The following is a 23,286-nucleotide window of genomic DNA, read 5'->3' as shown; positions in this document are numbered from 1 at the left end:
CATTGGTTGACACGCCTTTGTTGAGAGACTCTCTTAACTTATACGTTTGTTAGCATTTGTTAGCGAAAAAGTGTCGGATAAGTATGTACCCAGCGGCAAATTCTGACTTTCGGTGGCTCAATCTTCAGGTACAGCGACACCAAGTCAGAACCTACTACGCGGCACGCTTGCATCAGAGATTTGGGCGATCGACTATCGGACTCGGTTCTGATGAATTTACGGCCCTGGTGTTGGCACGCAAGCTTGACGGGGAAATACAGCGACTGGTTGACGCCGCTGAAATAATTGATTTAGAGTCTCTGCGAACTTTTGTTGGGGAGTTAAAACCGCTACTAGCTAATAGCAGTAAAGCTTCTCTGCGTATAGTTCGCAAGGATGAACTTTCACTGCTTTGGAAAAAGTATGTTGACTTTCACCAAGCACTCGGTGCGTGGGAACAAACTTACATCAACAATGAAATTACCCATGTTTCTAGACTGTTAGAAAAATGCCCGTTTAAGCGACTGGAGGATAAGTCAGAGATTCTTCAGTGGATACTTAATGACAAAAAACGCTCTGCTGCTACCTCGAAAAAACGGTTCATGCACTTAACTGCGGCAGTTGATTGGAACAGTAAGCAGGGTAATATACCTCGCAGATGGGGTATTGAATATCGTGATGTTTTGGGGTCTGTCAAGATTAGTGGCAAGAAAAAAGAGAAAAAAAAGATTGATGTGTATACGGTTGATGAGGTTTACCGCATCCTAAATGCTCTCAGAGATGATACCTATTCTCGGTTTAAGGGCAAGCACAGTCAATATTACAAGTACGTTTACTTTCTTTGGCTGACGGGTTGCCGTCCCAGTGAAGCAATCGCTCTCAAGTGGGATAACGTCAATATTGCAAGAAGAATCATAACTTTTTGCGAGGCTCAGGTACTGACTTCTGGTGGCAAGATTGTTTCAAAAGACGGTACTAAAACAGAGCTGTTGCGGACTTTTCCCGTCAATCAAGAATTGCAAATTTTGCTTGAGTCAATCCCACGGCAAGAAGGTTTTGTATTTACCAATGAGATGGGAAAACCTATCAGTCAGGCTGCTTTAAATACTGTTTGGAAGACGTTACTCAAGAGTCTTGAAATGCGATATCGTATTCCGTACAATCTGAGACACACGATGATTTCGTACCACGCTAATAATGACTTTCCTATTCAAAAGCTGGCTAAGCTTGTAGGGAATTCGCCGGAGGTAATTATGCAGCACTATTTGCATTTTGATATTGAGCGTATTAATTTACCCGGTGTGGTGCAAGAGTCTGATATGGGTTAAATATTCCTGTTTTTTGTGACTCACTATTTGGGTTAGGATGCGAAACAAAACTTTACACTTCCTGTGTTGACAAGGAAGTGGAAGTCTGCAATCGTGAGTAACTAAGGAAGATTGATGCGCGGTTGACGAGCACTTGCAATGCTAGCCAAACCACGACTTCCCCAAACCGTTTTACAGCAACGTTTGGAGCCTATAAATTATGCCACTTTCAGCCGATTGTCCTAACGGACGATCGCAACTCTTAATGATTGAGTTGACGGGGTTTTGCCATGACTAAACCTACCGTCAGCTACCGTCGCATTGACAAACTAAGGGCGATCGCCTTTGACCGTGGCTTCACCAATGAGGACGCCAAGCAGTTCGGGAAACTCAGCAAAACTGCTACGTGGGAAGCGCTGCTGGAACTGTACCTGGTTGACGGCGAATCACTTGACACAGTGAATGTAGACACTGTAGACAGCTTGAGTGTAGACACTGTAGACACAATACCTGAACTGCTTGACCCGCAAGCTGTAGACACTGTAGACACTCTAGATTGGACTAACGACGGTTCGTTCCCTGTGTGCAGTTTCACCCGCCAGACTTCCACCAGCTTTTTAGACTGGGTTGACTTTGGGCAACTCATCGCACTTGTACTCGCATCGGCGGGGGTGTTTGTGCTGGCAATGTCTATGTGGCGTCAAATCAATCCCTTGAATTTATTCCCCTCCCCTGTTCGCGTCAACATTCAAATTGGGACAAAATTATGAGCTTACAACTACGCCTATTCGGCGGAAATTCTGATGCTGGAAAAATGACTGCCAGCAACGGCGGCGGACACGCAATCGACAAATCAAAAGTTTTGGCAAGCACTGATGCAAGCGTCATCACACCGTTAAATCCTGGTAACTTTTCCAGCATCCGTAGTGTTCCAGTTGTGCCAGCACCGCGCTACTTTACCAAGGAAGAAGCGGACGCAATGAAGGATTTAGCAAAAGAGAAAACAGACGGGGCAAAACAGTCTAAACGCGCCTATGAAGCGCTGGCAAAAGTTGAAGAAGCTGATGCTAAAGTTCACCGTCATCACCGCAAATATGAGGGTGTTGTGGCTGATAATGAACTGGGCAAAAAACGCTCAGACACTCGACTGGCTAAGCACTTGCACAGCTTGCGTCCCGGCTATGCCCGACTGGGTTTAGGGATTGATAAGGCCGATAGTGATGCCCGCACTCGGATTGATGCGATTAAAGCCAAACTCACGGGAGGGACTAACTAAATGAAAGCGATGTATCTGGCAAATTACTTCGTTGCCGGGTGCGTCGCTTTCTCCCTTTTGGGGTGGATAGCGAGTCTGCATTCGATGGCAATGAAAGCCGTTTTATTCTTGTTAGCAGCGATGGCGATTGCTTGGGGGTTGAGCTGGTTACTTGACTACTCCCTGAGTAAGTTACTCAAGATTTCAGTGGCTGATTTACAGGCTGTTTTAATCGGCAGTTTAGCGATGTTGCTGATTGGTTTGGGGGTGTTTCTATGCACCTAGACTTTTTGACTACAGAAGATTTTATCAATCTTCTCTCGCAATTTGTCGAAGAAATAAAAGCTGAAAACTTGAAAGAATACGCAAGGGCTAAGCGACAAAAGGAAGACGACTGTGAAATTTTTAACTGGGATTTTACAGATTTACAGTACGAATTTGAAGACAGAATCTCCGCTGCTCTGGAAAAAGCGATTCGAGCTGAAAACCTTGATTTTGAGAAAGCTGCTAGCGAAATCAACAATCATTCAAGTAAGTTACTTGAGGGGGAATCATGCAGCTAAAACTGTTCGTTTTAAGCGCGTCCTCTGTAGTTCTTTGGCTGACTCCACTAGCAGCACTAGACAAAAAGCTAGACACTCACAAAGCGCTGCAAGGTGTTAGTTTGTGTGCTGCGATTGCTTGTGCAGTATCGGCGGGTAATATCGCCCGCAAACTGTCCGAACAAGGGGAGATTGAGGCAATTAAAGAGCGGGCAATCACTGCCGATGTGGTGGATGAAATCTCGACTAGCGTATACATTTCTCAGAAACAAAGACAACAGGAAGCAGAACAAATTCTGGCAACAAACGAACGAACAGACGAACAAGAGGCAGAACTCGATTCGATAAGAGAATCACTAGAACTGTTACTGAATAAGACTTCTGGCGATTCGGGCGAACTCGCTGTAGTGAATTTATCCACTAGGCAGCAAGAACAAATCGAACTGATTTTGCAATGTCACGCGAAGGGCATCACTGGCAAGAATAAAATCCTTAAAGAAGTTTGGGGAGTGTCAGCCGGCAGTAGTCAATCCTACCGGGACGCGAAGGCTGAGTATGAGTTTTTGATGCCGTTTGTGAAGGGGGAAAGTGATGACTAGACAGCCGAATATACCAACAGCAGCAGCCCTAAGATTGACTGGTACCAAGTCAGAAATAGAGTTAGTGTTGGCGGTTTTGCGAGGTAAAGACTTCTTTTGGAAAACTAACGGCAAGTTCTACCCGCAGCGGGGAGATGATAATCAGTACGCCTACTACCTCAATGAATTGCAATTACCGCAGCTAGGGGTAGCAGTCCCGCCAACACCAGGGGAACCACAGCCTCGACCGTGGGACGCAGTTCTGGGTGGTCAGGGCACAGAAAAATCCGTCCGAAATTTCGGACAAGAGTCCCTCTGATTTGGCGGCGCTGAAAGCCTTGTTCTGACTCACTCGTCTAGTGCTTTTACCTTTAAACCCGACGAGTGAGTTTTGGTAGAGAAACGGTACGTTTTTTTTACGTTTTCTAGTCGTGTCGCGCAGGAAAAACACATGGAGGCAGATCCGCTAGTGAAGCATTGTTATAATCAGTAGCAGACCACTAGCAGCCTCCTGCTGTGTGTCTGCGATAACCAGTGTGAGTCAAATGCAGGAATGAGAATCAGCACCGCATATTTCCGCAAGAAAAGGGCGGTTCCTTTCTCTATGCCCTAAAGTTTTCCAAAAACTGTAAACACCAAAAAACCGCTGCTCGTAATTGGAACCTACACGCAACGGCTTTTGGTAATCATGTTCACCCAGGCGGTGTACACGTCAATAATGAACACATCATACCCCACTGGGGAAAATTCTGCATTCCAAAATCTAAACCCTTTCAACCAAAAGCACCTCGCAGAATGGTGCGAGGGTTCAGCCGTATCAGAAGCGATCGCACGTCTCAACATCGAATCGCTGACGGCAAAAGAACTCAACGAGCGCATCCGTCCAAAGGAACCCATTAAGACAGGGGGCTGGTGGTGTCGTGGCGTTAACTGGCGGACAGGCGCATTTATGGGTACGTGGTACGGACAAGGCAAGCCAGACAAACCACATCAGCCAGAAGGTTCTAAACCGCGCAAATACCTCACAGGTAGCGGCATGGAACCCGACGCAATATTCCTAGCCATGCCCGATAAAGATTATTGGGCAAAGGTTCACACTGACAAATCCATCCCCCGTCATTGGACAGAGGGAACCAAAAAAACGGGCGCGGGTTTAAGTATTGACCTAGCTGTCATCGCTCTAACGGGTGTGTGGAATTGGGGTAACGATGGGGAACTGGCGCGCCGTGTGAAGGAGTGGGCACAGCCCGACACCATCCACTACATAGACTTTGACTCGGACTATGCGGCTAACCCATCTTGCCGTGCAGCCATTTTGAAGTTTGGCCGCTTGTTGGAACAGGAGGGCTGCGAGGTACACGTAACGGTTTGGGATACCAAGTTTAAAGGGATGGATGATTTTATCAAAGCTAACGGTTGTGACGCTTTCAAAGAGGCTGTAGCGAGTGCGTTACCTCTAACCAAGTGGGAGAAACAGCTCAAGAAAGGCGATCGCAAAAAAGATGCTTCTAACCCTAATATTTCTCTAACTCCTCACCCGCGCACGCAAGAACAAGTAGTATGCCAGAAGTATGACAGTAGTGAGAACGACTACATCCCAGACACAGCACCGACTGCACTGCAAAACTTCGTACAGAAGGCAGAGGCTGCACTTTACTCAGACGGTCACTGGAAAGCTATTGGAGGTCAGCTTTATTTCTATGTTGGCAGTCACTACGAATTGCGATCGGAGTCCGAGGAAAAGCGCCGTATCGGTGGCTGGCTCAATACCTACGCGGAGAAGGTAAAGGGTGTTTGGGTCAACAACCGAGCCAGGTCTAGTAACGGAACTGAGATTCTGAAGTGGGTTATCGATCAGAACTGGGTTGACCCAAACAAAATAAATCCTGACGGCTTGAACTGCTCTAACGGGGTAGTGAAAATTAACCCTGACGGTTCTCACTCGTTTGTGCCACATGACCCTAACCAGGTCTATACCTATGTTGGCTGCAAGTACGACCCCGACATTGACCCGACTGATTGCGATCGTCTTTTGGAATGTTTGGAGCCGTCGCAGCGTGAGGTATTTTTGCGGACTGCTGCTGCTGCGTTGAATTTAAAGCTTGTCCGCTCCAAGCTGACGGGACGGGGCGTTAAAGGCTTGCTGTGCTACGGCGAGGGGGCTAACGGTAAAGATACGTTGCGGTCTGTGTTGGCTGCTGTCTTTGGGCGGGGGATGACCGGGAAGTCGCTGTCAGACTTCAAGTCCTATGACAATGGCCGCAAGTTCTCTCTGGCAGGAATTGAAGGAAGCATCTGCAACTGGGCTTCAGAGAATACTGCAAAAGTAGACCTAGATACCATCCAGAGCCTTAAACAGTTCATTACGGGCGACCCTCTTGATATTGAGCGCAAAGGCAAGGATAGCTATGAGTACAAGCCTGCGGCTACCTTTTTTGCCAACTGCAACAAGCTACCGTCTATAACCGGGGGGACGGCTGCAATTGATGACCGCTACGGCATCCTGAGTTTCAAGAAAACCTACAAGCGTGATGCTGACCCTTCTCAGGGTGAATTGGAAGCTGACCCGCGTTTTAAGGATGATGACCAATTTGTCCTTGAGCGGATTGCGCCGGCGATGCTTAACAAGATGTTGGAGCGGTTGCCGTTGTTGTTGAAAGAGGGGATTGACTACAAGGCAACCCGTGAGGCGATGCGAGAAGCTCAAGAGGAAAGTCGGCACTTGTGGCAGTTTGCGCGCGAGGTTGGTTTGGAGGTTCAGTCTGGCGGTCGCGTCTGGGTTAAAGATTTGTGGGAGCAATTGCAAGCTTGGTATGAGGATGCAGGGATTCTAGAGAGAGAGACTAGCGGCACCAAAGAGAAGCTGATTTGGAATGAACTTCCTAGTAAGTATGACGCTCCGGTGAAAGCTATAAACCAGTTGTCCTCAAGGCTTAGCGAGATTTTTCCTAAGCTTCAAGTGTGTAAATATCTTGAGCGTGATGAAATGGAGCGAAGAGGACAAAGATATTTGCTTGGAATTGGATTTGTGCAAGGTTGCCCAAAAACTGTAAAAACATCGGTTCCATCGGTTCCAGTAGATGCAGTAAGTGATACAGCGGTTCCATCGTCGGTTCCAAAAAATACTGGAACCAACGATGGAACCGCACAAACCCTTATGCAGAGCGGTGGAACCGATGGAACCGACGTTTCCTCACCTTTTAGTCAGGTTTGCAATTTACTCTCTCAACTTACCGACAGCGAGCGCGAGAAACTGGTAAAAATACTCACTCAATCTCCGCAAGCTCAGCCCCCATTAAAACCGGAGTCAGAGCCGGCAGTGGCATCAGTACCCGAAGTTATCAGCTCAGAGGACGCAGAAAAAATGCGAGACATTGCACTAATCTGGTGGCCAGAGTACCGTTCTGAACATTTACAAGCCCTGCTTACTCAAATGTTCGGATGGAATACGCCGGGACGGAAATACAGCACTGCTACTATCGCTGACTGGTTGGAGGGAGAAGACGAGTTAGTCCGTGAGCGGATTGCTGAACTCATCCGTCTCCAAGGAAAAATTTAGCCACTGCCTGACAACTGACGACTGAATCCCATCCCCCTTAATTGGGGGATTTTCGTGTCTACAAGTTTTGTAGACAAACTGTTGACAGTGTAGACAGACATCAGTTATTGTAGACAAATACTGTATACAGGTGTCTACAATGAGTCAGAGTCAAGTCGTATCATTCAGGGCTTCCGGTCACTTCCTGAACTGGATAGAAGCTCAAAAGCTAGACGGTGAGTCGGTCAGTCAAGCTGCACAACGCATTCTCAAAGAAGTCTCAGGCACGTCTACAGCGCTGTCTACTTTGTCTACACCTATAGTGTCTACATCGTCTACAGATTTGTCTACACGAAGCAATGATAGTGTCGCGTCTACAAATATTGTAGACACTGTAGACAAGGCTGTAGCCGATCGCCTTGACCCCGTGATGGAACGGATGGCCGCCATTGAGGAACGGCTGGGAAAATTGAGTGCCTGAGTGACGGCAACGATGAATCACTCAGGCAGGAATTGAAAGCGGCCAACAAGCAGCTTGCAGAATGGGACAAGGAACTGAATCAGTTACACGAGCGCAACGGCGATTTGGGACTGAAGGTGCAGATGTTGGAGCAAGAGCTCAAGGAAGCGCGGCGCGATCGGGAGGGAGTTGAGACGGAACTCTCCGACCTGAGACAAAAATCAAAAAATGATGCAGCCAGTAAAAATTTTCCCGATTTTCCAGAGCCGGCCGACTTGCTCAACCAGTTGAGAGCGCGGCGTAAAAAGACGAGGGCCGAACGGGAAGACGTGGAGGTAATTTTAGAAATACTCCTACCCTGATCGATCGCCCTGATGCGGGGTAGAGGGAAGCAAAAAGTGGTATATAAAAGCGGTTTATATACCGTTTTTATATACCACTTTATATACCATTACCGATAAATTGCACAGATGGCCAAAAAAGCTGATAACCTCAAAGCCTTGTGTAGTAAGGGATGTACGGAGAGGGTGGGATTTGAACCCACGTTGAAGTTGCCTCCAAAATAGATTTCGAGTCTACCGCATTCAACCGCTCTGCCACCTCTCCAATTAACTTGAGATGTGAGCTAAAAGTATTTTACCGCACAGTGCGCCAGATTGTAAATCTTTATAAAAAAGAAGTTTGATTTTCTTCAGATTCCAGAGTGGTCTTAAATCCCCCTGCGGGAGTCCACTGGAGGGCTCCGTCGCGCCCTGTCCAGAATATCTGGGTTTTGCTTTGGCGCAGTTGGGCAGCGGTTTCTGGGTCAATTTCGTCAGCAGAGGCGATCGCCACTTGCGGCCCAACCGCGCCCAATAACTCGGCCGTCAGGGCTTTTCCTGACCACCACAGCACTTGAGCCGGCTTCAAGGTTCCCGTTGCTGCCAATTTTTTTTGCACTTCCGGTGTCATTTCACCGACGAGCAACCAAGTTCGATTTCCCACCAGGAATTCTACCACCGGAATCTCCGCATTCACGAACTGCAACCGCGTCGAACCCAGATCAACTGTACTGCTAGTTTCTAAAGGAATGTAAACGCCTTGGCGAGATTGCACAGCCGTTATAAATTCCTGATTGTTGCCACGGTGAATTTGTTTGGGAGCATTATTATCATAAAATGTTTTAATTGGCAAGCGTTCTAGTAATTTTCCCCAACCACTGCTCAAACCTAAATGACCGTGAGTGGCGATCGCAAAATTCACAGAATTAACTCCTTGCTGCTGCAAAAAAGGCAACACTGTAAACCTTACGGTATTTTCATCACCGCTATTAATTAGTGCCACTCTTCCCCGATCTTGAATTACTAAAACAGGCTCGCCAGATGTCGCCAGCAAAGTAACTTGAAATAAAGATGCTTGAACGTGCCAAGCTGGCAAAACTATGATACTTATTCCCGCCACCAGCGCCAGCGGTAAAATCCAAGCAGATGAAAAACTCGGCAGCGAAACAACTCTACTTTTACCCTTCTTCGCTCTTCCTTCTTCCTTCTTCCTTCTTCCCTCTTCCTTCTTCCTTCTTCCTTCTTCCCTCTTCCCTCTTCCTTCTTCCTTCTTCTTTCTTCCCCCGATCCAAACCCAGCAAATTAAACTGTAAAGCGCTATTAGCTGAAACACCGATACTTGACCGACAGCTACCGAATTACCGGGTAATTGCGAGAAATATTGGGCGATCGCAATTAACCCCTTTGCCGGATAGTCCAACAGTTGCGCTAAAACACTGCCAGCGGGCGGAAAAATCAATCCAGCTAAAGCGCTAACCATCCCCCCAATACTCAAAATCCACAGCAAAGGAGCCGCAATAATATTAACTAAAATGCTGTAAGGTGATACCACGCTAAAAACGTAAAGTAACAGCGGCAGCACCCAAATTGAAGCGGCGATCGGAACCACAATAATCGAAGCGATCGCGGGCGGCATCCAGTCCAACTTTGCCATCAGTGGCGGCGTTGTCACTATTAACCCCAAAGTCGCCAAAAAACTCAGTTGAAAACCTAAATCCCAAATCCACAAAGGGTTAACCAGCAGTAAAATAGTAGCAGCAATTAACAGCAATCCCAGCGGCTTAACTTGGCGGCTGAGCACCAAAGCAAATAGTGTCCCAAATCCCATCAAAGCGGCGCGGCACACTGATGGTTCAAAGCCAGTTAGCCCCACGAGCAAAAATAAAGCACCGACGCCAAAGCTAAATTGCAATTGTTTGGAAAAACGCCTGGTTAAAGCTAGAACTAAAGCCAAAACCATCGAAACTTGAGTGCCGGAAGCTGCGATCGCGTGCGCCAATCCAGCCTGCACAAAATAGTCTCGGATGTTGTAAGGTAAATCTACTGCTTGTTTGCCAAGGGCGATCGCACTGATCAAGGGCCCTTCGGGAACATTTAACTGCGATAGTTGCGATCGCACGATCCGCTGCCGCATCGCTTGAATTTTCGATGGCTGCATCCCGCTTGGTTCCAAGAAAGCAGCCGTTTGGCTGTTAACTCGATTTACATCCGCGATCGCCTTTTCTCTCTTCCAGTCAATTTGACGCCCTTTGAGTCCTGCAAAAGCCCCTTCTCTGGCTAAATATGTTTGAAAATCAAAAGCCCCCGGATTCGACGGTGGCTGCGGTTTGTACAATGAACCCACAACTGCGATCGTATTGTCGGCGTACAAACCCGTTGTTTGCAGCAGCGGCACTGTAACGTAGAGTTTACCGGATACTGGGCGGTTTACGACTGCTCCTCCCTCGCCGCCGTTGATTTCGCTAACTAAATCTGTTTCTAGCCAAAATTGCGATCGACCCGATCGAGTCAATCGGGGCGTACTGACAACTCTACCGCGAACTGTCACTGCCACTTCTTGAGTGTTGCCGCCAGCCGGAATCAGTTTGCTGATGTCATCTATTGCCGGTTGGGGCGATCGAACTGCAAAATAAACGCTAGCTAGAAATGCCAGCAAACCCGCAACTGCCCACACCCATTTCGCTCTCGGTAGCCTCTCCAACAAACTCAACTCTTCCCTCGCATCTAAGGGTTCTTCAAGAGCATTTTCTTTTTGTCTGCTGCGTCTTTTCTTAGTAACTTGGACAGAATTTTTAGTATATTTTCGCAACCATTTCGGCAGGGCGATTGCTACCGCTATTCCCAAAGCAAGTATCGCGTATCTACCCCAAAAAACCGCTGTAGAAATCAATCCCAAAATGTAGGCAAGACAGAAGATGACACCCGTTGCTTGATTCATTAATTAGCAAGTAATTAGCAATTTTTACTGTCAAAAGTAGAGTTGGTTTCAGTCCAGAACACATAATATCAATTCCGGTTATATCGGAATGATTTAACCACAGAGAACGCAGAGAACGCAGAGGAAGAGAAGAGAGAGAGACGAATAATGGCGATGAAGAGAGGATTTCATATAAGCTCTGTATGTAGGGTACACATTGCGACCCTACATATACTACCACTGCCTGATAAGTCTTCTTCTAAATAGACAGCCCCAATTTTAAACCGAAAGCCGCGTGCAGCACCATAAGTGCTAAAGCCGTCGTGCCTAAATAAGCGTGAACCGCGCGCAGTGCTAGCTTATTGCCCCCAAAACCCGTCAGCGAAATCAAGCTGCCAATAGCCAGTAAAACCAGCACTGCTGAACCCGTCCAAAAATGCGGGCTTTCCATGACTGGCTGGTGCTGCATCACCAGCGACAGCAAGCCGCCTGTATAGCCCAAAGCTAGAAACAGAAACATCCACGGTGCAAGCTTGCGGTGATCCGAGCGACTTTTGAGTGCGACATCTTTATCGGTGGCCAAACGTCCCTGCCATCCCGTATAGCCGACAAAACTGCCCATCGCCACTACCACTATCCCCATCATTACAGGGTGTCCCCAATGGGTAATTGGTTCGGGAATTCCTAGACTGCGAAATTGACTGGCGATGGGTTCTAGAAGTTCGCTTAAATTTACCATTTGATACTGACTCCAAACTTGGCGATAAATATTTTCGGACTAATCATTAAAATATTATAAAATATTAGTGTAGCAAGTGCGATCGCGATTTCTAAGAGCTGTTTAATATCAAATCCGTGCTTTATCGTGGAGCGTAAAGTCTCCTTCAATCTGCAACCAAATAGAAGCACAATTTTCAGTTTTTGGGTTCACAGTCAACAGTCAACAGTCAACAGTCAACAGTCAACAATCATCAGGAGTGCAACCAGAATCTATCTAACATGATGGTCAAACATTGCGCCGAAGCCTGGATATAGGCAAAACTTAGCCGGCTTGGGCCGGCTGTGAGATGTTTTACAGCAGTGATGCTGCTTCAAGTTAATTATTAGCCTGATAGGCTAAATCTAAGAGCAAAAATAAACGCCATTCGCCCGCACATCACACCCCGTGGGCTGCCTTTTGCCCAATCTTCACAGCCTCATCCTCACTCTGGATGTTAAATTTTACCTGCCTGCTCAAAGTTAATTTCAATTCCTTGACTTTGGAATGGCCAAGTGAGAAATTAACATCGCAGCCGACGAGCCGTCACACTTCTAAATTTTGCTAATCGTTCTCAAGGGAGAATCAACTTCTGGAAAAAAACTAGAGGTTCCAAGTTTGAGACTTCTGGCATAAAGTATGCCGTCTGCCCAGGCTCACTTCGCGATCGACTGAGCGCTAAACTGTCTGAAGGCACCCTGATAGCACCCTTGGCTGTTGAGCAGCCATCGCTGTGCACCTAAATGAACCCTCTCAACTAACTCGCTGGGGATTCGGTTTTAGCAGACAAGCACTGACTTTCTTGCGTCGCCTTCCTCGGAACCGTGCAATCGCTACACTCACTGCGCCGTCGCTAAAGTAGCTTCCGAAGGTTGGATTTGATACTTTACGAGATTTGCCAGTTCTTGTAACTGATTAATCGCTTCTGCACCTTCTAGTTTCATGAGTTCGCGGTCGTCCCGCATCTCAGTCCAAGTGATACCGTAATCTGACACTAAGAATCGAATCAGATGGTTGTCCGTCAAACTGACCATAAATGAGGCACTGTTCATCTGACCCCCGCAAGTGTAGCAGGATGCCAGATAACCCCGATGCTCTAGCACGATCGCTAAAGCTTGGAGGTTCATTACCAAATCTTGAACGAATTTACGGTGTTGTTCTGCAAGTCTCAGAAACACAGTTCTCCTCCTATCACCACACCGTGTATTTTACATCCCATTTAATAATTTCTTAATAAATGGGTATTTAGGTGCTGGTTCAGTATACGTTTAGTATGCTCAAAAAAAATCGGATTAGCGACCTCTTCAGCCTACCTATACTACATTAACCGAGTTGTGCTCGAAACGCAGTATCAGCAGCGACATTCAGCCAAAACAGGCTCTAGCGGGGGACTCCAGCCGGAAAATTTGCCTGCTGTCAGGGCTGATTCAGCCGTCGCAGAGCCCAAAGATACAAATAACTAATGATAGTAATGCAATTAGTTAAGTAGAAGAGTTCAATCACCCTGGGGATACTCCTCCCAAAGCGTCGTGGTCTGCCGCAAGCTCAGAAAATCGCCATTCCCCAAAATCAAGTGATCCAGCAGCGGAATCGACAAAAACTGCGCTCCCGCCAGCAACTGTCGCGTCAAAGCAATATCCTCCGGGCTTGGTTCCACAATCCCGGAGGGGTGATTGTGCGAGATAATCGCCCGCGTCGCCCCCTGGCGGATCACCTCGCGAAAAATATCCCGTGGATGAGCCAAAGTTTCCGTTGCTGTGCCGATCGTAATTACCTGAGTACCCAGCAGCCGATTTTTCACATCCAGCAACACCACAGCAAAACGTTCCTGAGACTGCCACATCAAATCCTGACTCAGGGCATCCGCCGCCGCTTGGGGAGAGTCAACCACAGCCATTTCCGGCGGCCGCGACTGAAATACCCGCTTCCCCAACTCCACCGCAGCCAAAATCGAAGTCGCCTTAGCAGGGCCAATCCCGTGAATCTGCGTCAACTCCTGAACGCTAATAGTGCGTAGCACAGCCAGAGGATCGCGGTGGTGCAAACTCAACTGATTTAAAATATACTGTCCGAGCCCGACGGCGGAAAGTTTGCCGGGGCCCTGACCAGTACCCAGGAGAATCGCAATCAATTCTGCAGTCGCCAAACTTTTCGGGCCACCCGCCATCAACCGTTCCCGTGGCCGTTCACTCGTTGGCAAATCGACAATTCTTAAGCTGTAAGTCATAGCTGCACCCGCACCGCAAGCTCAACAATTAGACAATTTTAGCCGATCGATTTGCCTTCTTCAATTCGTACAATCACCGAAAAAAGCCTTCATCATTAACCGAGGATTTTGGCAGATTAAATCTAACCCAGCGTTTCGCAAGCGATCGAGTCTTGATCTCGATCGAGCTTAAAAGGATCGCCCGGATATGCCTCTAAAACTCGCTGTGCTTCAGCTTGAGTCGCAAAGTCCGAACAGTTGCAATCCGAGTTAACGCAACTCGGAAAATCGGCACTTTTAACCTTTGGTTTAGAAGACTCTTGACATACTCCCCTGCCTAAAGGCGAGAGGATTCTTAACACTTCATCGACCAATGCTACCGAAGTAGTCTTACGAGCGCCTCCATGTTCATTTTAAGTCGTGGCAATGCCCTATCCCGACTATATGTATCGTTTTGTTTAAAAAACATTAACAATACTTTGTTTTGCTTCCAGGTTGGATTTTAACCATTGCCCTTGGGTCTTTCCCTATTACTGGATCAGTCCCGGTTTCAACTCAAGATGAGTATATATCGCTGCAATCTTAGGTGGGGATTTCAACCAATTAAACTATAGCATAAAGCCGTCCTAAAAGGACGGGGCTTGCATCCCATTTTCTCGGTCAATAACTTTCTTGGTATCTTTTTTTGGCTGCTGTGCATCAAGAGCAATCTCTGCGGTTCGTTCAACAGATTTGACTGAAGATGGCAATTTGCGATCGGGCTCTGGTTTGGCAAGTGCAGGTGCGGGAGGAGAAATTGCAGGTTTCGGTGTTGGTGTCGGCGTTTTCACAGTCTCCGGCTTGGGTGTCGGCACTGCCGAAAGCGGTGATGGCTTAGCGGTTTGAGATGATTCTAGCCGATCGGTTGGGGCCGGAAGCGCCACTGAAACTTCCTGAGACGGATTGGGTGCGGCGACGGCAACAAGTACAAACGAAGCCGCCATCAACCCGCCGTACATCGCAGCCGATCGCTTGCGGGTTGGTGCACCCATTTCGGATTAACAATACCCAGAAAGAAGGCAGGTATCGACAATAGAAAGCTTAAGATGAAAAAATTAAACATAGCGATTTTTAGCAGTAAAAAAGAGAAGTAATCCAGGACGGCGAAACCGGGTTTATTTTACCCAAATCCGAGGTGAAGCACGAAGGATATCTGTTTAAACAACCCGATTTATTTAATCCCTGTGCGTAAGTCCTGAGAAGTTAACTTCCTTATTTATCGGCAGGCAAACTCACAAATCCCTATGATTTACGAAGTAAACTAGAACGTTGGAGACCCGACCCTGGTGTAAGGCTCGCGAATTAAATAATTTACACAAGTTTGTGGGGAGTAGGGTTGGGCACTCTTAGCCCGCCATTTCTGGACGGGCTCTTAGGCCCATCCCACAAGAACAATCACGCATTGTAAGTTATTTAATTCTCATTCCTAACCGGTTTTTGAGTAGATTTCTCCTTGCTAAAACCACGATTTTTTCCTACAGTTCGCGATCGCACTCCGACGCCTATAAACCTGGGTTTTTAATTGCAGTAAATGAGTAGAACCAAGTATTTTTCTTAAAAAACTAAGTTTCTCGCCCCAACCGGGCGTAAGTCCTGGTAAAATTTCTTGTAATGGTGCCAAAAAAGTGAAATGCATACCCAGCTACGTTCAGCGCAAAGGTGCGCTTACCCTAAATTCGGGCCATTCAGTTGAGGCCAGCAGCCCCGATGAAACTGCTTGCGGCGGCTTAGGTGCTGTAACCCCAAGCAAAACGAACGAAACTGCCATCAAGCCGCCGTACAAGGCAGCCGATCGCTGGCGAGTTCCCTGTCCCACCCATTGAGGATTTAGCAGACCCAGACAAAAAGCCGGTGTGGAAAACATGAAAGTTAATACAAACAAGCTGGACATCACGCACCTCCGACTAGCGAATTGCAGCGATTAATTACTTTTATCTCCAATTAATAGCTCACAAATCCGCTTAAAAAAGTTGCAATTTATGATTTATAACTTTAGAATTATTGATGTTTATCAAACAATAATAAACCTTTGATAATCTCTTACTTTAGGTAGTTGTTAAAAAAATAATAGGTTTCTAGAGAGACCAAAAATTTAGCTTAAAATAGAAACTAAATTCCTTACTCAAAATATGAAACTCCGCTTTAACGTAGTGCGCCAAAATCAAAACGAGGCTCCCCGGGTTCACACTTACACCCTAGATGTGGAAGAGAGCAATACCATCCTAGACTGCCTCAACAGTATTAAGTGGGAACACGACGGCACTTTAGCTTTTCGCAAAAATTGCCGCAATACAATTTGCGGCAGTTGTTCTATGCGAATTAACGGTCGATCGGCATTAGCTTGCAAAGAAAATGTAGCCAGCGAACTCGCAAGATTGCAAAAAATAGCGGATTCCAGCTCAGCAGAAAGGCCTACCGATTTCATCCCAGAAATCACCGTCGCCCCAATGGGAAATATGCCGGTAATTAAAGATTTGGTTGTTGACATGACCAGTTTTTGGGACAACCTAGAAGCAGTTGAACCCTATGTCAGCACCGCCTCGCGAGCAATTCCAGAACGCGAATTTCTGCAAACTCCAGAAGAGCGATCGAAACTCGACCAAACCGGCAACTGCATCCTCTGCGGCGCGTGCTATTCTGAGTGCAACGCCCGCGAAGTCAACCCGGAATTTGTCGGCCCCCACGCCCTCGCCAAAGCTTACCGCACGATCGCCGACTCCCGCGACAGCGAAACCGAAAATCGGCTCGAAAAATACAACGAAGGCACCGCAGGCGTCTGGGGATGCACCCGCTGTTACTACTGCAACTCGGTTTGTCCGATGGAAGTCGCGCCGATGGATCAAATTGGTAAGATTAAACAGGAGATTCTCGATCGCAAAGACAACCAAGCCAGTCGATCGATCCGCCACCGCAAAGTTTTAATCGATCTCGTCAAAGAAGGTGGCTGGATAGATGAGCGCAAATTTGGCATCGAAGTAGTAGGAAACTACTTCCGCGACGTTAAAGGTTTGCTGAGTCTGGGCCCGTTGGGTTTGAGAATGATCGCTCGCGGCAAGTTCCCGATGTTTTTTGAGCCTTCAGAAGGTACTGAAACCGTGCGAAATCTGATCGAATCGGTTCAAAGTTTAGAAAAGTCAGCAGATTAGCGATCGGCTGTCATTTTCCTGGTAAATTACAAGTTGTGCGATCGCAAAGCTTCCCAAAAGTCATCACTCAAAACACGAAACTCAAAACTTTTAAATGACTGCTAAAACTCCTCCATCCCCAAAACCGACAACCCCAAATACCCCAAAACCAGAACCAGCCTTTGGATGGAATGCCTACGCCGAACAAATCAACGGACGATTTGCGATGGTGGGGTTCGTGGGACTTTTGCTGCTAGAATTCTTCACCCGCCAGGATTTTTTCACCTGGCTGGGCCTGCGTTAAATTAATCAAAATCAATTAAAAATGGAAGCTGAAAATTTATCTATATTTCAGCTTCCTTTTGATTTTTAAGAGTTATTTAAAATACTGTTAATCCAATTAAAGGTACAATATTATAACATTTATAGGGGAGCATCTCATATTTGCAAAAACACTTCTTTCTTCTTCCTTCTGACTCTTTTCTCCTGGCTCCTGACTCCTGACTCCTAATTCCAATTTCGAGCTTTGCTGCTTTCATTGAGATGCTCCCATTTATAGTGGCCTAAAAACATATGAATTTACCAAAGTGGAGAGTAGTGGCTTGTAGTGCGATCGTCCTTGAATTATAGGGACACGGCAATGCCGTGCCCTGACTACCAAGTTTCGTTCAAACTAATTTCCAATTGTTTCACGGACGGTCAAACTGTACTTGCCTCTACCTTTTGGAGGCGGATCGTAAGCATTGACAATGACGCGATAGCGACCGTTCGCAGACAAGGTAACAGTAAGCTCAGAATTGGAATTTTGCTGCGTTGCATCATCATTTTCTCCAAGTAGCTCGCCCTGGGAGTTGAAAATAGCGAGATAAGTATCAAACTCGGTACTTTCTACGGTAACAATCACTTTTTGACCCTGAGTGCCTTCAAAGGTGTACTCGTCGTACAAACTGCTGTCCGAGGGCAGTACAGAAGACTTAGCAGGGGTGAGTTCTCCGTTTTGCTCTAAAATGACCTTAGATGAACCCGCATCAGGGCTCGATCGAGGTTCTACACTTGGGCTCTGAGTTGGCGAACTTTGTGGTGATGGCGACGGGTTGGGGCTTGCTTGAGCTAAAACCGCCTTGCCAGCAGGCTTCGCATCAGTTAAATTTTGAGGAAATTCTGCTGAAATGAGGGTGGAACTACTGTTAGCAACTCCACCTAAATTGGAAACTGGCAGGGAGACAGTCGGCTTGCCAGAAAAAGTAGCTACCAGAGCAATTGGCGCGATCGCCCAAAATCTAACTTGACGCATGAATTACCTCGATTTGCAACGAAGAAGGAAGGAAGAAGTCAGTAGTCAGTAGTCAGTAGTCAGTAGTCAGTAGTCATGGATTATTTGTTAGGTGCTACCAATGCCCTGTTTGGCCCATGCCCTGTTTGCCCCATGCCCCATGCCCAATTTTCACCGGACAGTTAGAGTGTAACGACCCCTGCCCGAAGCATCGTAAGCATTGACAATTACGCGATAGCGACCCGTAGCGGGCAAAGTAACGGTCAGAAACGCATTTTTAGTCGAATCGCTCCCATCGTCATTTTCTGCCACTAATCGGCCGTTAGGGTCAAAGATAGCCACATAGGGATCGAAATCTGTACTTTCGAGGGAAATGGCTACAGACTGACCCGATCGACCTTCAAAAGTATACTCTCGATACAGACTGTTGTCAGACGGCAATACTGGGCCGCCTGCGACTAAAGCGCCTTCTTCTTGCAAAATTGCCCGAGAAGGCGCGGTAGGAGCACTCGCTTTCAGTTCTAACGTATAAGCCCCTGACTGCTTAGCTTGGTAGGAATTTGCCACTAACGTGTAAGTCCCGTCTGCTGGCAGCCTGACTGTAATTCTGGCGTCTTTACTGCCTGCCCCGTCATCGTCTTGCGCGATTTCCCGCTGGTTGGGCCCGAGCAAAATTAAATAAGGGTCAATCTCTTGACTTTTCATTTCTATTGTGATTTGCTGGCCCGCTTTTCCCTCAAACGAGTAGAGGTCAAAAAAGCTGTTGTCGGTGGGCAGAACACTAGACTTGTCGGTGAGGAGGCCGCTGACGGCGGGCCCGTTTAACGCAACTTTTTGAGGTGATTTGTTGCCACCAAAGGGCGATCGGGCTTGAGCCACGCGGGGAGCCCGCCCTTCTCGCACCGCTGTCAGGAAAGCGGGTAATTTGTCTGCGGAAATTGCAAAACCGATACCGATACTGCCACCGCCCCGACCGCGAGTAAAAATAGAAGTATTAACGCCGATTAATTCTCCTGAACTGTTGAGCAGTGGGCCTCCTGAATTGCCGGGATTGATGGCGGCGTCGGTTTGAATTAAGCCCCGCTGTGGGTCGATGCGGCTGACGATTCCGACTGTAAAAGTACCTTGAAATTGACCGAAGGGATTGCCGATCGCAAATGCTTGTTGCCCGACTTTCACCGAACCGGGACGGGCTAAAGGAATGGTAGGCAAATTGTTTTGACCGCGAATCTTCACCACGGCTAAGTCTAGACCTTCTTCGCCGAATCCGATGACATCGGCGACAAGTTTTCTGCCGTCTGACAAAATGATATTGACCGTACCGCCTGCCGAAACAACGTGGGCGTTCGTTAACACCATGCCGTCGGGGCTGATAATTGTGCCGCTGCCGTTAGATTTATCTGTATCGACGGTAACAACCGCCGGACTAGCCTTTTCGTAGACTCGAATATTGGTTTGTTCTTCAACATTTTGGGCGATCGCCCCCTGGGAATGCACCGAGTTAAATTCCGTTAAATCTGTTGATTGCCGCACAGGGGATGTCGTAACAACTGCAGCAGCGCTGGCTGCAACCCCAACCGTTAAAATTCCCGATACTGCTAAACTTAGAAGTTTGAAATTCATGGCGCTCGATTTTAGTATTTAGCGATCGGTAGCTAGGAATTAGGTTTTGTTGCTAACTGCTAACTACCTTCTGTAATTATTTTAAGACTTGCACCACGGTAGTGACATTCCTCACGCCGGTTCTCCTATTCGGGAATCTGAATCAGCAGCTAAATACTTAAAATTAGCTTCTCGTAGCGCAGCATCCTCATTGCCGTAGAAAAAAGACAGCAAAGCAAAACGCTGGCCACTAATCACCGGCGTCGCTTCATGCAGCAAAGAACACGAAAAAATAATCGCCGTGCCAGAATCGCCTTTATAACCGTGCGGCGCGTACTCGGGGAACCGTAAAAATCCCCCCGTGTACTCTCCCACATTCAAGTTTAGCGTCATCGCAAACCTACGGTGCACCGTAGCTTGGCTAGTGTTGTCGCGGTGCGGCCGAAAATAACCGCCGCTGTCAGCATCGTAACAACCTATCAAATACCGTTCAAACCTGGTAATTGTAAACTGAAAAGCTTTCTCTACTTCCGGCCGCACCCGGCGCCAAATAATCGCACTCAATCGCTGCTGTAACTTCGGGTCTTCAATAAAGAAATCGCGGCGCTTCTTAAAAGTGTCGTCGTGCAGACCAACTGTTTTCCCGCCTATTTGCCTCATAAAGCCCGAAGGACCGCCACCGTGAGTTTTGTACATATCGATCCAACTGCGGCAAGATGCTTTGTCCAAAACGTTAGGAATTACCAACACCGGGGCGTGAGGATTCGCCGATCGGGCTTCCTCAATTGGGGGCAAAGTTTTGAGAAAATCTAATACTTGTTGGGCGTGTTGGTGCGGTTCACCCATCGGCAAAATATTAATTACCTGAAGGTTTTCGTTGAGTACAAAAGTTTGGGGTGCATAGTGAACTCCGGCAAATCCATTTTCTTCGACATCTCGGAAAACACCGTACTGCTGGCTGACTTTTTTGTCTAAGTCCCAGAAAAAGAGGAATGACGGAGCAATTGTTGTCGGTCTGTTTTGTTCTTTGTCTGCAGGGTCAACGCTCACTCCGAACCGCGCTACTTGCAAGCTTCGGAATTCCTCTGATAGCTCTTGAAAGCTTTTGAGGATAACTTGGATTTGTTCAAAAGCTGCGCTGGCAAAGAAAAACAGCACGACTCGCCGGCCGCCAACGGTTGAGAAATGAAATAAGGGGTTATTTGTAGAAGGAATGGAAAACCAGGGAGCCGGATCTCCTATTTCGAGTAATGGCATCTTGCTGATTTAAGATTGGGGATTTTATATTTAGATTATTATGCTGTCGATTAGTTCCACAGATTCGGTAGGTCAATCGATTTTAGATTTTAGATTTTAGATTTTAGATTGAAGCATTGACCCCACGAATAAATTCGGGGGGCAAGTTTCTCGGATACAGGTTTTTTATTTCTGGGTCCTGAGTCTGCTTTCGGAATGAATCCGGGGGCTTGTATCCTGGATGCTTTCGGTCAAAATAAATTTAAAAAAAAATTAGCTTTTATTTGTGTATATCTCCGTTGGTTTGGGGTTTCACACTCGCAATTTACAGTCGTTTTAATCACTTTAATATCTGAGAATAAGTAGATGGGCATCAATAAACGCAACTTATTTTTTTGCCTGCGGGCACGATAAAAGTTTAGTTTCACCCATCTACTTAGTGTTTGCCTATTTGTCGAAACTGGGGGAATTATCCGGTTGGTCTTCCGGGTATTCTACAGGTCGATACTCCACGTAATCTGACGGCGGTGCTTCCACGTCGCGGTTGCTGGGGCGAGACCTCGATGATTCGGTAGGACGGGGTTTTTTGGTTCTCGGCGGCGTATCGGAACTGCGGTTTTCCGAAGCAGGGGGGCGACTGCTGCGGCTGCGGGTCGGTCTTTCTTCGGGGTTGTCTGAAACGTCCCAGTTGTCAGGCTCTTGGGCGGGCGGGGCTTCTGGGCGAGAGGGACGTTTGCGCGAAGATCGATCGGGCGAGTCGGGTCGGGAGGTGTTAATGCTGCCGTTGCGATTCGAGGGGCGGCGGCGGGGTTCGTCGTCGTAGGCTTCCCGAGAGGAACGGTAGTCTTGGCTGCCTCTGATGCGGGGACGCTGCGGATAGTCTTCCTCTGGTTCTAGCTGCTCCATTTCGGAATCATAGCCGTCGTAACCGTAGGCGTTGCTGACCGGTCGCTCTTCATCTACGTATTGGGCGCGAGTTTTCGCTTGGGCTGTGGTCGCTCCTCGCAGCTTGATGCTTTCTGTGGCAAAAAATATGGCGGTACCGCTGAGCAGAAATTGACCGAATGCCAGAATTGGGTCAAGCCGCCACCCTTGAAATAACAGAATACCGCCGCACAGCAAGCCGACTGCTGCAAAAAAAATATCGTGGTCTCGGGCTAGTTTGGGACGCCACGATCGCAGAAAATACAGTCCTGCCCCTGCTACTGCTAGGATAATCCCTAACAGGCTGCTCCAGTTCAATCCTAAATTGACCATTAGCCTATCTCCTATGTCTTTCCTATGTTAGCGAGTTAGATTTTACATCTATCATTAAGTCTGTCAGCCCGACTGTGCTTTCTGGGGCAGCGTCCGGTCAGGGTTTCAGCTTGGGAAGTGAGTATAATAATGAGTTTAACGGGAAAAAACCTCAGCTTGGCAGTCAACTGAAGGTTTTGCCTTGACAGTTGCTGGCAGCCGAGGTTTCTCGGATCGGGGAAATGCCCGACTTGTAGCCCACAATTGACTTGCAGCGCCGGACTTAGAAACCCGCTGACTTTTTAGGTGCGCTTGATTTTGTCTTTTTGGCTGATGAAGATCAGGGCGATCGTTGCTGGAATCACTACCAGTGTCACGCCCACCAGCAGGCTGTACAAAAAGTTCGCGAGAGAAGGAGTCATAGATTCAAAGCCTTTGTTACAACAATTTGATTTTTATTAATTTTATACTTTCGATCGCACCTGTGAAACGGTTAAAATTATGAAGGGCCGACTTAATAAAACTTAAGATTTCGAGATAAGACCCATGACTGGTATTACCGTTGCAAGTTGGATTCTGGGCTCTGTCCTAGTCGTGATGACCTTGCTGTTTATTTTTCGGATCGTTCTGACTTGGTATCCCGAGGTGAACCTGAGCAAGTTGCCGTTGAGTCTGATTGCTTGGCCGACGGAACCTTTTTTAGCCGTAACTAGAAAGATTGTACCGCCGATCGGCGGGGTGGACATTACGCCGATTATTTGGGTGGGTATCTGTAGCTTGCTGCGAGAAATGATTCTCGGTCAGCAAGGGCTGCTGACGATGATGATGTAAGAGTCAGCGGGCATGGGGCATGGGGCATGGGGCATGGGGCATGGGGCATGGGGCATGGGGCATGGGGCATGGGGCATGGGGCATG

At 47.5% G+C, this 23,286-nt stretch carries 26 protein-coding genes and 1 tRNA gene; 13 read left to right on the top strand and 14 right to left on the bottom strand.

Annotated elements, in window-relative coordinates; all coding sequences use genetic code 11:
• The first annotated feature begins 83 nt into the window (after positions 1-83).
• From QUB04_RS30200 to QUB04_RS30155, 10 genes are all read left to right on the top strand, one after another.
• Positions 84-1,307 carry a site-specific integrase gene (locus QUB04_RS30200; protein ID WP_333290266.1) on the top strand — a complete coding sequence of 408 codons (1,224 nt, stop codon included), beginning with the start codon at positions 84-86 and terminating at the stop codon, positions 1,305-1,307.
• A gap of 269 nt (positions 1,308-1,576) precedes the next feature.
• Positions 1,577-2,056 carry a hypothetical protein gene (locus QUB04_RS30195; protein WP_333290264.1) on the top strand — a complete coding sequence of 160 codons (480 nt, stop codon included), beginning with the start codon at positions 1,577-1,579 and terminating at the stop codon, positions 2,054-2,056.
• Positions 2,053-2,562 (top strand): hypothetical protein, encoded by a 510-nt coding sequence (locus QUB04_RS30190; protein WP_333290262.1) that lies wholly within the window; start codon positions 2,053-2,055, stop codon positions 2,560-2,562. Before QUB04_RS30195 ends, QUB04_RS30190 begins: the two co-directional genes overlap by 4 nt.
• Positions 2,563-2,826: a hypothetical protein gene (locus tag QUB04_RS30185; protein WP_333290260.1), complete on the top strand. Its 264-nt coding sequence runs from the start codon at positions 2,563-2,565 to the stop codon at positions 2,824-2,826.
• Between the two features lie 5 nt (positions 2,827-2,831).
• The gene (locus QUB04_RS30180; protein ID WP_333290258.1) at positions 2,832-3,104 is read left to right on the top strand and encodes a hypothetical protein; all 273 of its coding nucleotides are present in this window, start codon (positions 2,832-2,834) and stop codon (positions 3,102-3,104) included.
• Positions 3,095-3,682 (top strand): hypothetical protein, encoded by a 588-nt coding sequence (locus QUB04_RS30175; protein WP_333290257.1) that lies wholly within the window; start codon positions 3,095-3,097, stop codon positions 3,680-3,682. The genes QUB04_RS30180 and QUB04_RS30175 overlap by 10 nt, the downstream gene beginning before the upstream one ends.
• Positions 3,675-3,980, top strand: coding sequence for a hypothetical protein (locus tag QUB04_RS30170; RefSeq protein ID WP_333290254.1), 306 nt, complete (start codon positions 3,675-3,677; stop codon positions 3,978-3,980). Before QUB04_RS30175 ends, QUB04_RS30170 begins: the two co-directional genes overlap by 8 nt.
• A gap of 399 nt (positions 3,981-4,379) precedes the next feature.
• Positions 4,380-7,220, top strand: coding sequence for a DUF3854 domain-containing protein (locus QUB04_RS30165; RefSeq protein WP_333290253.1), 2,841 nt, complete (start codon positions 4,380-4,382; stop codon positions 7,218-7,220).
• Between the two features lie 139 nt (positions 7,221-7,359).
• Positions 7,360-7,680 (top strand): hypothetical protein, encoded by a 321-nt coding sequence (locus QUB04_RS30160; RefSeq protein ID WP_333290250.1) that lies wholly within the window; start codon positions 7,360-7,362, stop codon positions 7,678-7,680.
• 32 nt (positions 7,681-7,712) lie between these two features.
• Positions 7,713-8,021, top strand: coding sequence for a flagellar alpha dynein (locus QUB04_RS30155; RefSeq protein WP_333290248.1), 309 nt, complete (start codon positions 7,713-7,715; stop codon positions 8,019-8,021).
• 157 nt (positions 8,022-8,178) lie between these two features.
• Here the strand turns inward: QUB04_RS30155 and QUB04_RS30150 are convergent.
• From QUB04_RS30150 to QUB04_RS30115, 8 genes are all read right to left on the bottom strand, one after another.
• Positions 8,179-8,265 (bottom strand) — tRNA-Ser (locus tag QUB04_RS30150).
• A 60-nt stretch (positions 8,266-8,325) separates the two neighbouring features.
• On the bottom strand, positions 8,326-10,917 hold the full coding sequence (locus tag QUB04_RS30145; protein ID WP_333290246.1) for a ComEC/Rec2 family competence protein: 2,592 nt from the start codon (positions 10,915-10,917) through the stop codon (positions 8,326-8,328).
• A gap of 238 nt (positions 10,918-11,155) precedes the next feature.
• Positions 11,156-11,635 carry a DUF4079 domain-containing protein gene (locus QUB04_RS30140; protein WP_333055125.1) on the bottom strand — a complete coding sequence of 160 codons (480 nt, stop codon included), beginning with the start codon at positions 11,633-11,635 and terminating at the stop codon, positions 11,156-11,158.
• Positions 11,636-12,492: 857 nt separating this feature from the next.
• Positions 12,493-12,831 carry a DUF1815 family protein gene (locus tag QUB04_RS30135; RefSeq protein ID WP_015176985.1) on the bottom strand — a complete coding sequence of 113 codons (339 nt, stop codon included), beginning with the start codon at positions 12,829-12,831 and terminating at the stop codon, positions 12,493-12,495.
• A gap of 317 nt (positions 12,832-13,148) precedes the next feature.
• A complete protein-coding gene (gene radC / locus QUB04_RS30130; protein WP_333140050.1) occupies positions 13,149-13,880 on the bottom strand; it encodes a RadC family protein in 732 nt (243 codons plus the stop codon).
• Between the two features lie 122 nt (positions 13,881-14,002).
• A complete protein-coding gene (locus QUB04_RS30125) occupies positions 14,003-14,221 on the bottom strand; it encodes an excalibur calcium-binding domain-containing protein (protein WP_333140048.1) in 219 nt (72 codons plus the stop codon).
• 264 nt (positions 14,222-14,485) lie between these two features.
• Positions 14,486-14,890: a hypothetical protein gene (locus QUB04_RS30120; protein ID WP_333290244.1), complete on the bottom strand. Its 405-nt coding sequence runs from the start codon at positions 14,888-14,890 to the stop codon at positions 14,486-14,488.
• Positions 14,891-15,546: 656 nt separating this feature from the next.
• Positions 15,547-15,789: a hypothetical protein gene (locus QUB04_RS30115; RefSeq protein WP_333290242.1), complete on the bottom strand. Its 243-nt coding sequence runs from the start codon at positions 15,787-15,789 to the stop codon at positions 15,547-15,549.
• 238 nt (positions 15,790-16,027) lie between these two features.
• Here QUB04_RS30115 and QUB04_RS30110 point away from each other — a divergent pair, with 238 nt between their 5' ends.
• The gene (locus tag QUB04_RS30110) at positions 16,028-17,044 is read left to right on the top strand and encodes a succinate dehydrogenase/fumarate reductase iron-sulfur subunit (RefSeq protein ID WP_333290240.1); all 1,017 of its coding nucleotides are present in this window, start codon (positions 16,028-16,030) and stop codon (positions 17,042-17,044) included.
• A 94-nt stretch (positions 17,045-17,138) separates the two neighbouring features.
• Positions 17,139-17,327, top strand: coding sequence for a chlorophyll a/b-binding protein (locus tag QUB04_RS30105; RefSeq protein WP_333051883.1), 189 nt, complete (start codon positions 17,139-17,141; stop codon positions 17,325-17,327).
• Between the two features lie 76 nt (positions 17,328-17,403).
• Here the strand turns inward: QUB04_RS30105 and QUB04_RS30100 are convergent, their stop codons facing one another.
• The 6 genes from QUB04_RS30100 to psbX all read right to left on the bottom strand — a co-directional run bounded on the left by QUB04_RS30100 (position 17,404) and on the right by psbX (position 22,792).
• The gene (locus QUB04_RS30100) at positions 17,404-17,562 is read right to left on the bottom strand and encodes a hypothetical protein (RefSeq protein ID WP_333290238.1); all 159 of its coding nucleotides are present in this window, start codon (positions 17,560-17,562) and stop codon (positions 17,404-17,406) included.
• 134 nt (positions 17,563-17,696) lie between these two features.
• Complete coding sequence (locus QUB04_RS30095) at positions 17,697-18,317, bottom strand: pre-peptidase C-terminal domain-containing protein (RefSeq protein WP_333290237.1); 621 nt, start codon at positions 18,315-18,317, stop codon at positions 17,697-17,699.
• 150 nt (positions 18,318-18,467) lie between these two features.
• Entirely contained in the window at positions 18,468-19,919 is a 1,452-nt protein-coding gene (locus QUB04_RS30090) for a DVUA0089 family protein (RefSeq protein WP_333290235.1), read from the bottom strand.
• A 111-nt stretch (positions 19,920-20,030) separates the two neighbouring features.
• Positions 20,031-21,155 carry a redoxin domain-containing protein gene (locus QUB04_RS30085; protein ID WP_333290232.1) on the bottom strand — a complete coding sequence of 375 codons (1,125 nt, stop codon included), beginning with the start codon at positions 21,153-21,155 and terminating at the stop codon, positions 20,031-20,033.
• A 426-nt stretch (positions 21,156-21,581) separates the two neighbouring features.
• A complete protein-coding gene (locus tag QUB04_RS30080; RefSeq protein WP_333290230.1) occupies positions 21,582-22,391 on the bottom strand; it encodes a Ycf66 family protein in 810 nt (269 codons plus the stop codon).
• Between the two features lie 281 nt (positions 22,392-22,672).
• Positions 22,673-22,792, bottom strand: a complete 120-nt coding sequence (gene psbX / locus QUB04_RS30075) for a photosystem II reaction center X protein (RefSeq protein ID WP_333290227.1) — start codon at positions 22,790-22,792, stop codon at positions 22,673-22,675.
• Positions 22,793-22,916: 124 nt separating this feature from the next.
• Here psbX and QUB04_RS30070 point away from each other — a divergent pair, with 124 nt between their 5' ends.
• The gene (locus tag QUB04_RS30070) at positions 22,917-23,201 is read left to right on the top strand and encodes a YggT family protein (protein ID WP_006634856.1); all 285 of its coding nucleotides are present in this window, start codon (positions 22,917-22,919) and stop codon (positions 23,199-23,201) included.
• Positions 23,202-23,286: the final 85 nt, after the last annotated feature.

This window comes from Microcoleus sp. D2_18a_B4 (assembly GCF_036702475.1).
Classification (GTDB): Bacteria; Cyanobacteriota; Cyanobacteriia; order Cyanobacteriales; family Microcoleaceae; genus Microcoleus.
Note: the sequence above shows the minus strand (reverse complement) of the source record. Positions and strands in the feature narration are given on the sequence as shown.

Excerpts from the sequence above, each read along its gene's own strand:
- QUB04_RS30200 (WP_333290266.1), top strand. The coding sequence starts at position 84 with ATGTACCCAGCGGCAAATTCTGACTTTCGGTGGCTCAATCTTCAGGTA.
- QUB04_RS30195 (WP_333290264.1), top strand. The coding sequence starts at position 1,577 with ATGACTAAACCTACCGTCAGCTACCGTCGCATTGACAAACTAAGGGCG.
- QUB04_RS30190 (WP_333290262.1), top strand. The coding sequence starts at position 2,053 with ATGAGCTTACAACTACGCCTATTCGGCGGAAATTCTGATGCTGGAAAA.
- QUB04_RS30185 (WP_333290260.1), top strand. The coding sequence starts at position 2,563 with ATGAAAGCGATGTATCTGGCAAATTACTTCGTTGCCGGGTGCGTCGCT.
- QUB04_RS30175 (WP_333290257.1), top strand. The coding sequence starts at position 3,095 with ATGCAGCTAAAACTGTTCGTTTTAAGCGCGTCCTCTGTAGTTCTTTGG.
- QUB04_RS30170 (WP_333290254.1), top strand. The coding sequence starts at position 3,675 with ATGACTAGACAGCCGAATATACCAACAGCAGCAGCCCTAAGATTGACT.
- QUB04_RS30165 (WP_333290253.1), top strand. The coding sequence starts at position 4,380 with ATGAACACATCATACCCCACTGGGGAAAATTCTGCATTCCAAAATCTA.
- QUB04_RS30160 (WP_333290250.1), top strand. The coding sequence starts at position 7,360 with ATGAGTCAGAGTCAAGTCGTATCATTCAGGGCTTCCGGTCACTTCCTG.
- QUB04_RS30145 (WP_333290246.1), bottom strand. The coding sequence starts at position 10,917 with ATGAATCAAGCAACGGGTGTCATCTTCTGTCTTGCCTACATTTTGGGA.
- QUB04_RS30140 (WP_333055125.1), bottom strand. The coding sequence starts at position 11,635 with ATGGTAAATTTAAGCGAACTTCTAGAACCCATCGCCAGTCAATTTCGC.
- radC (WP_333140050.1), bottom strand. The coding sequence starts at position 13,880 with ATGACTTACAGCTTAAGAATTGTCGATTTGCCAACGAGTGAACGGCCA.
- QUB04_RS30120 (WP_333290244.1), bottom strand. The coding sequence starts at position 14,890 with ATGGGTGCACCAACCCGCAAGCGATCGGCTGCGATGTACGGCGGGTTG.
- QUB04_RS30115 (WP_333290242.1), bottom strand. The coding sequence starts at position 15,789 with ATGTCCAGCTTGTTTGTATTAACTTTCATGTTTTCCACACCGGCTTTT.
- QUB04_RS30110 (WP_333290240.1), top strand. The coding sequence starts at position 16,028 with ATGAAACTCCGCTTTAACGTAGTGCGCCAAAATCAAAACGAGGCTCCC.
- QUB04_RS30105 (WP_333051883.1), top strand. The coding sequence starts at position 17,139 with ATGACTGCTAAAACTCCTCCATCCCCAAAACCGACAACCCCAAATACC.
- QUB04_RS30100 (WP_333290238.1), bottom strand. The coding sequence starts at position 17,562 with ATGAAAGCAGCAAAGCTCGAAATTGGAATTAGGAGTCAGGAGTCAGGA.
- QUB04_RS30095 (WP_333290237.1), bottom strand. The coding sequence starts at position 18,317 with ATGCGTCAAGTTAGATTTTGGGCGATCGCGCCAATTGCTCTGGTAGCT.
- QUB04_RS30090 (WP_333290235.1), bottom strand. The coding sequence starts at position 19,919 with ATGAATTTCAAACTTCTAAGTTTAGCAGTATCGGGAATTTTAACGGTT.
- QUB04_RS30085 (WP_333290232.1), bottom strand. The coding sequence starts at position 21,155 with ATGCCATTACTCGAAATAGGAGATCCGGCTCCCTGGTTTTCCATTCCT.
- QUB04_RS30080 (WP_333290230.1), bottom strand. The coding sequence starts at position 22,391 with ATGGTCAATTTAGGATTGAACTGGAGCAGCCTGTTAGGGATTATCCTA.
- psbX (WP_333290227.1), bottom strand. The coding sequence starts at position 22,792 with ATGACTCCTTCTCTCGCGAACTTTTTGTACAGCCTGCTGGTGGGCGTG.
- QUB04_RS30070 (WP_006634856.1), top strand. The coding sequence starts at position 22,917 with ATGACTGGTATTACCGTTGCAAGTTGGATTCTGGGCTCTGTCCTAGTC.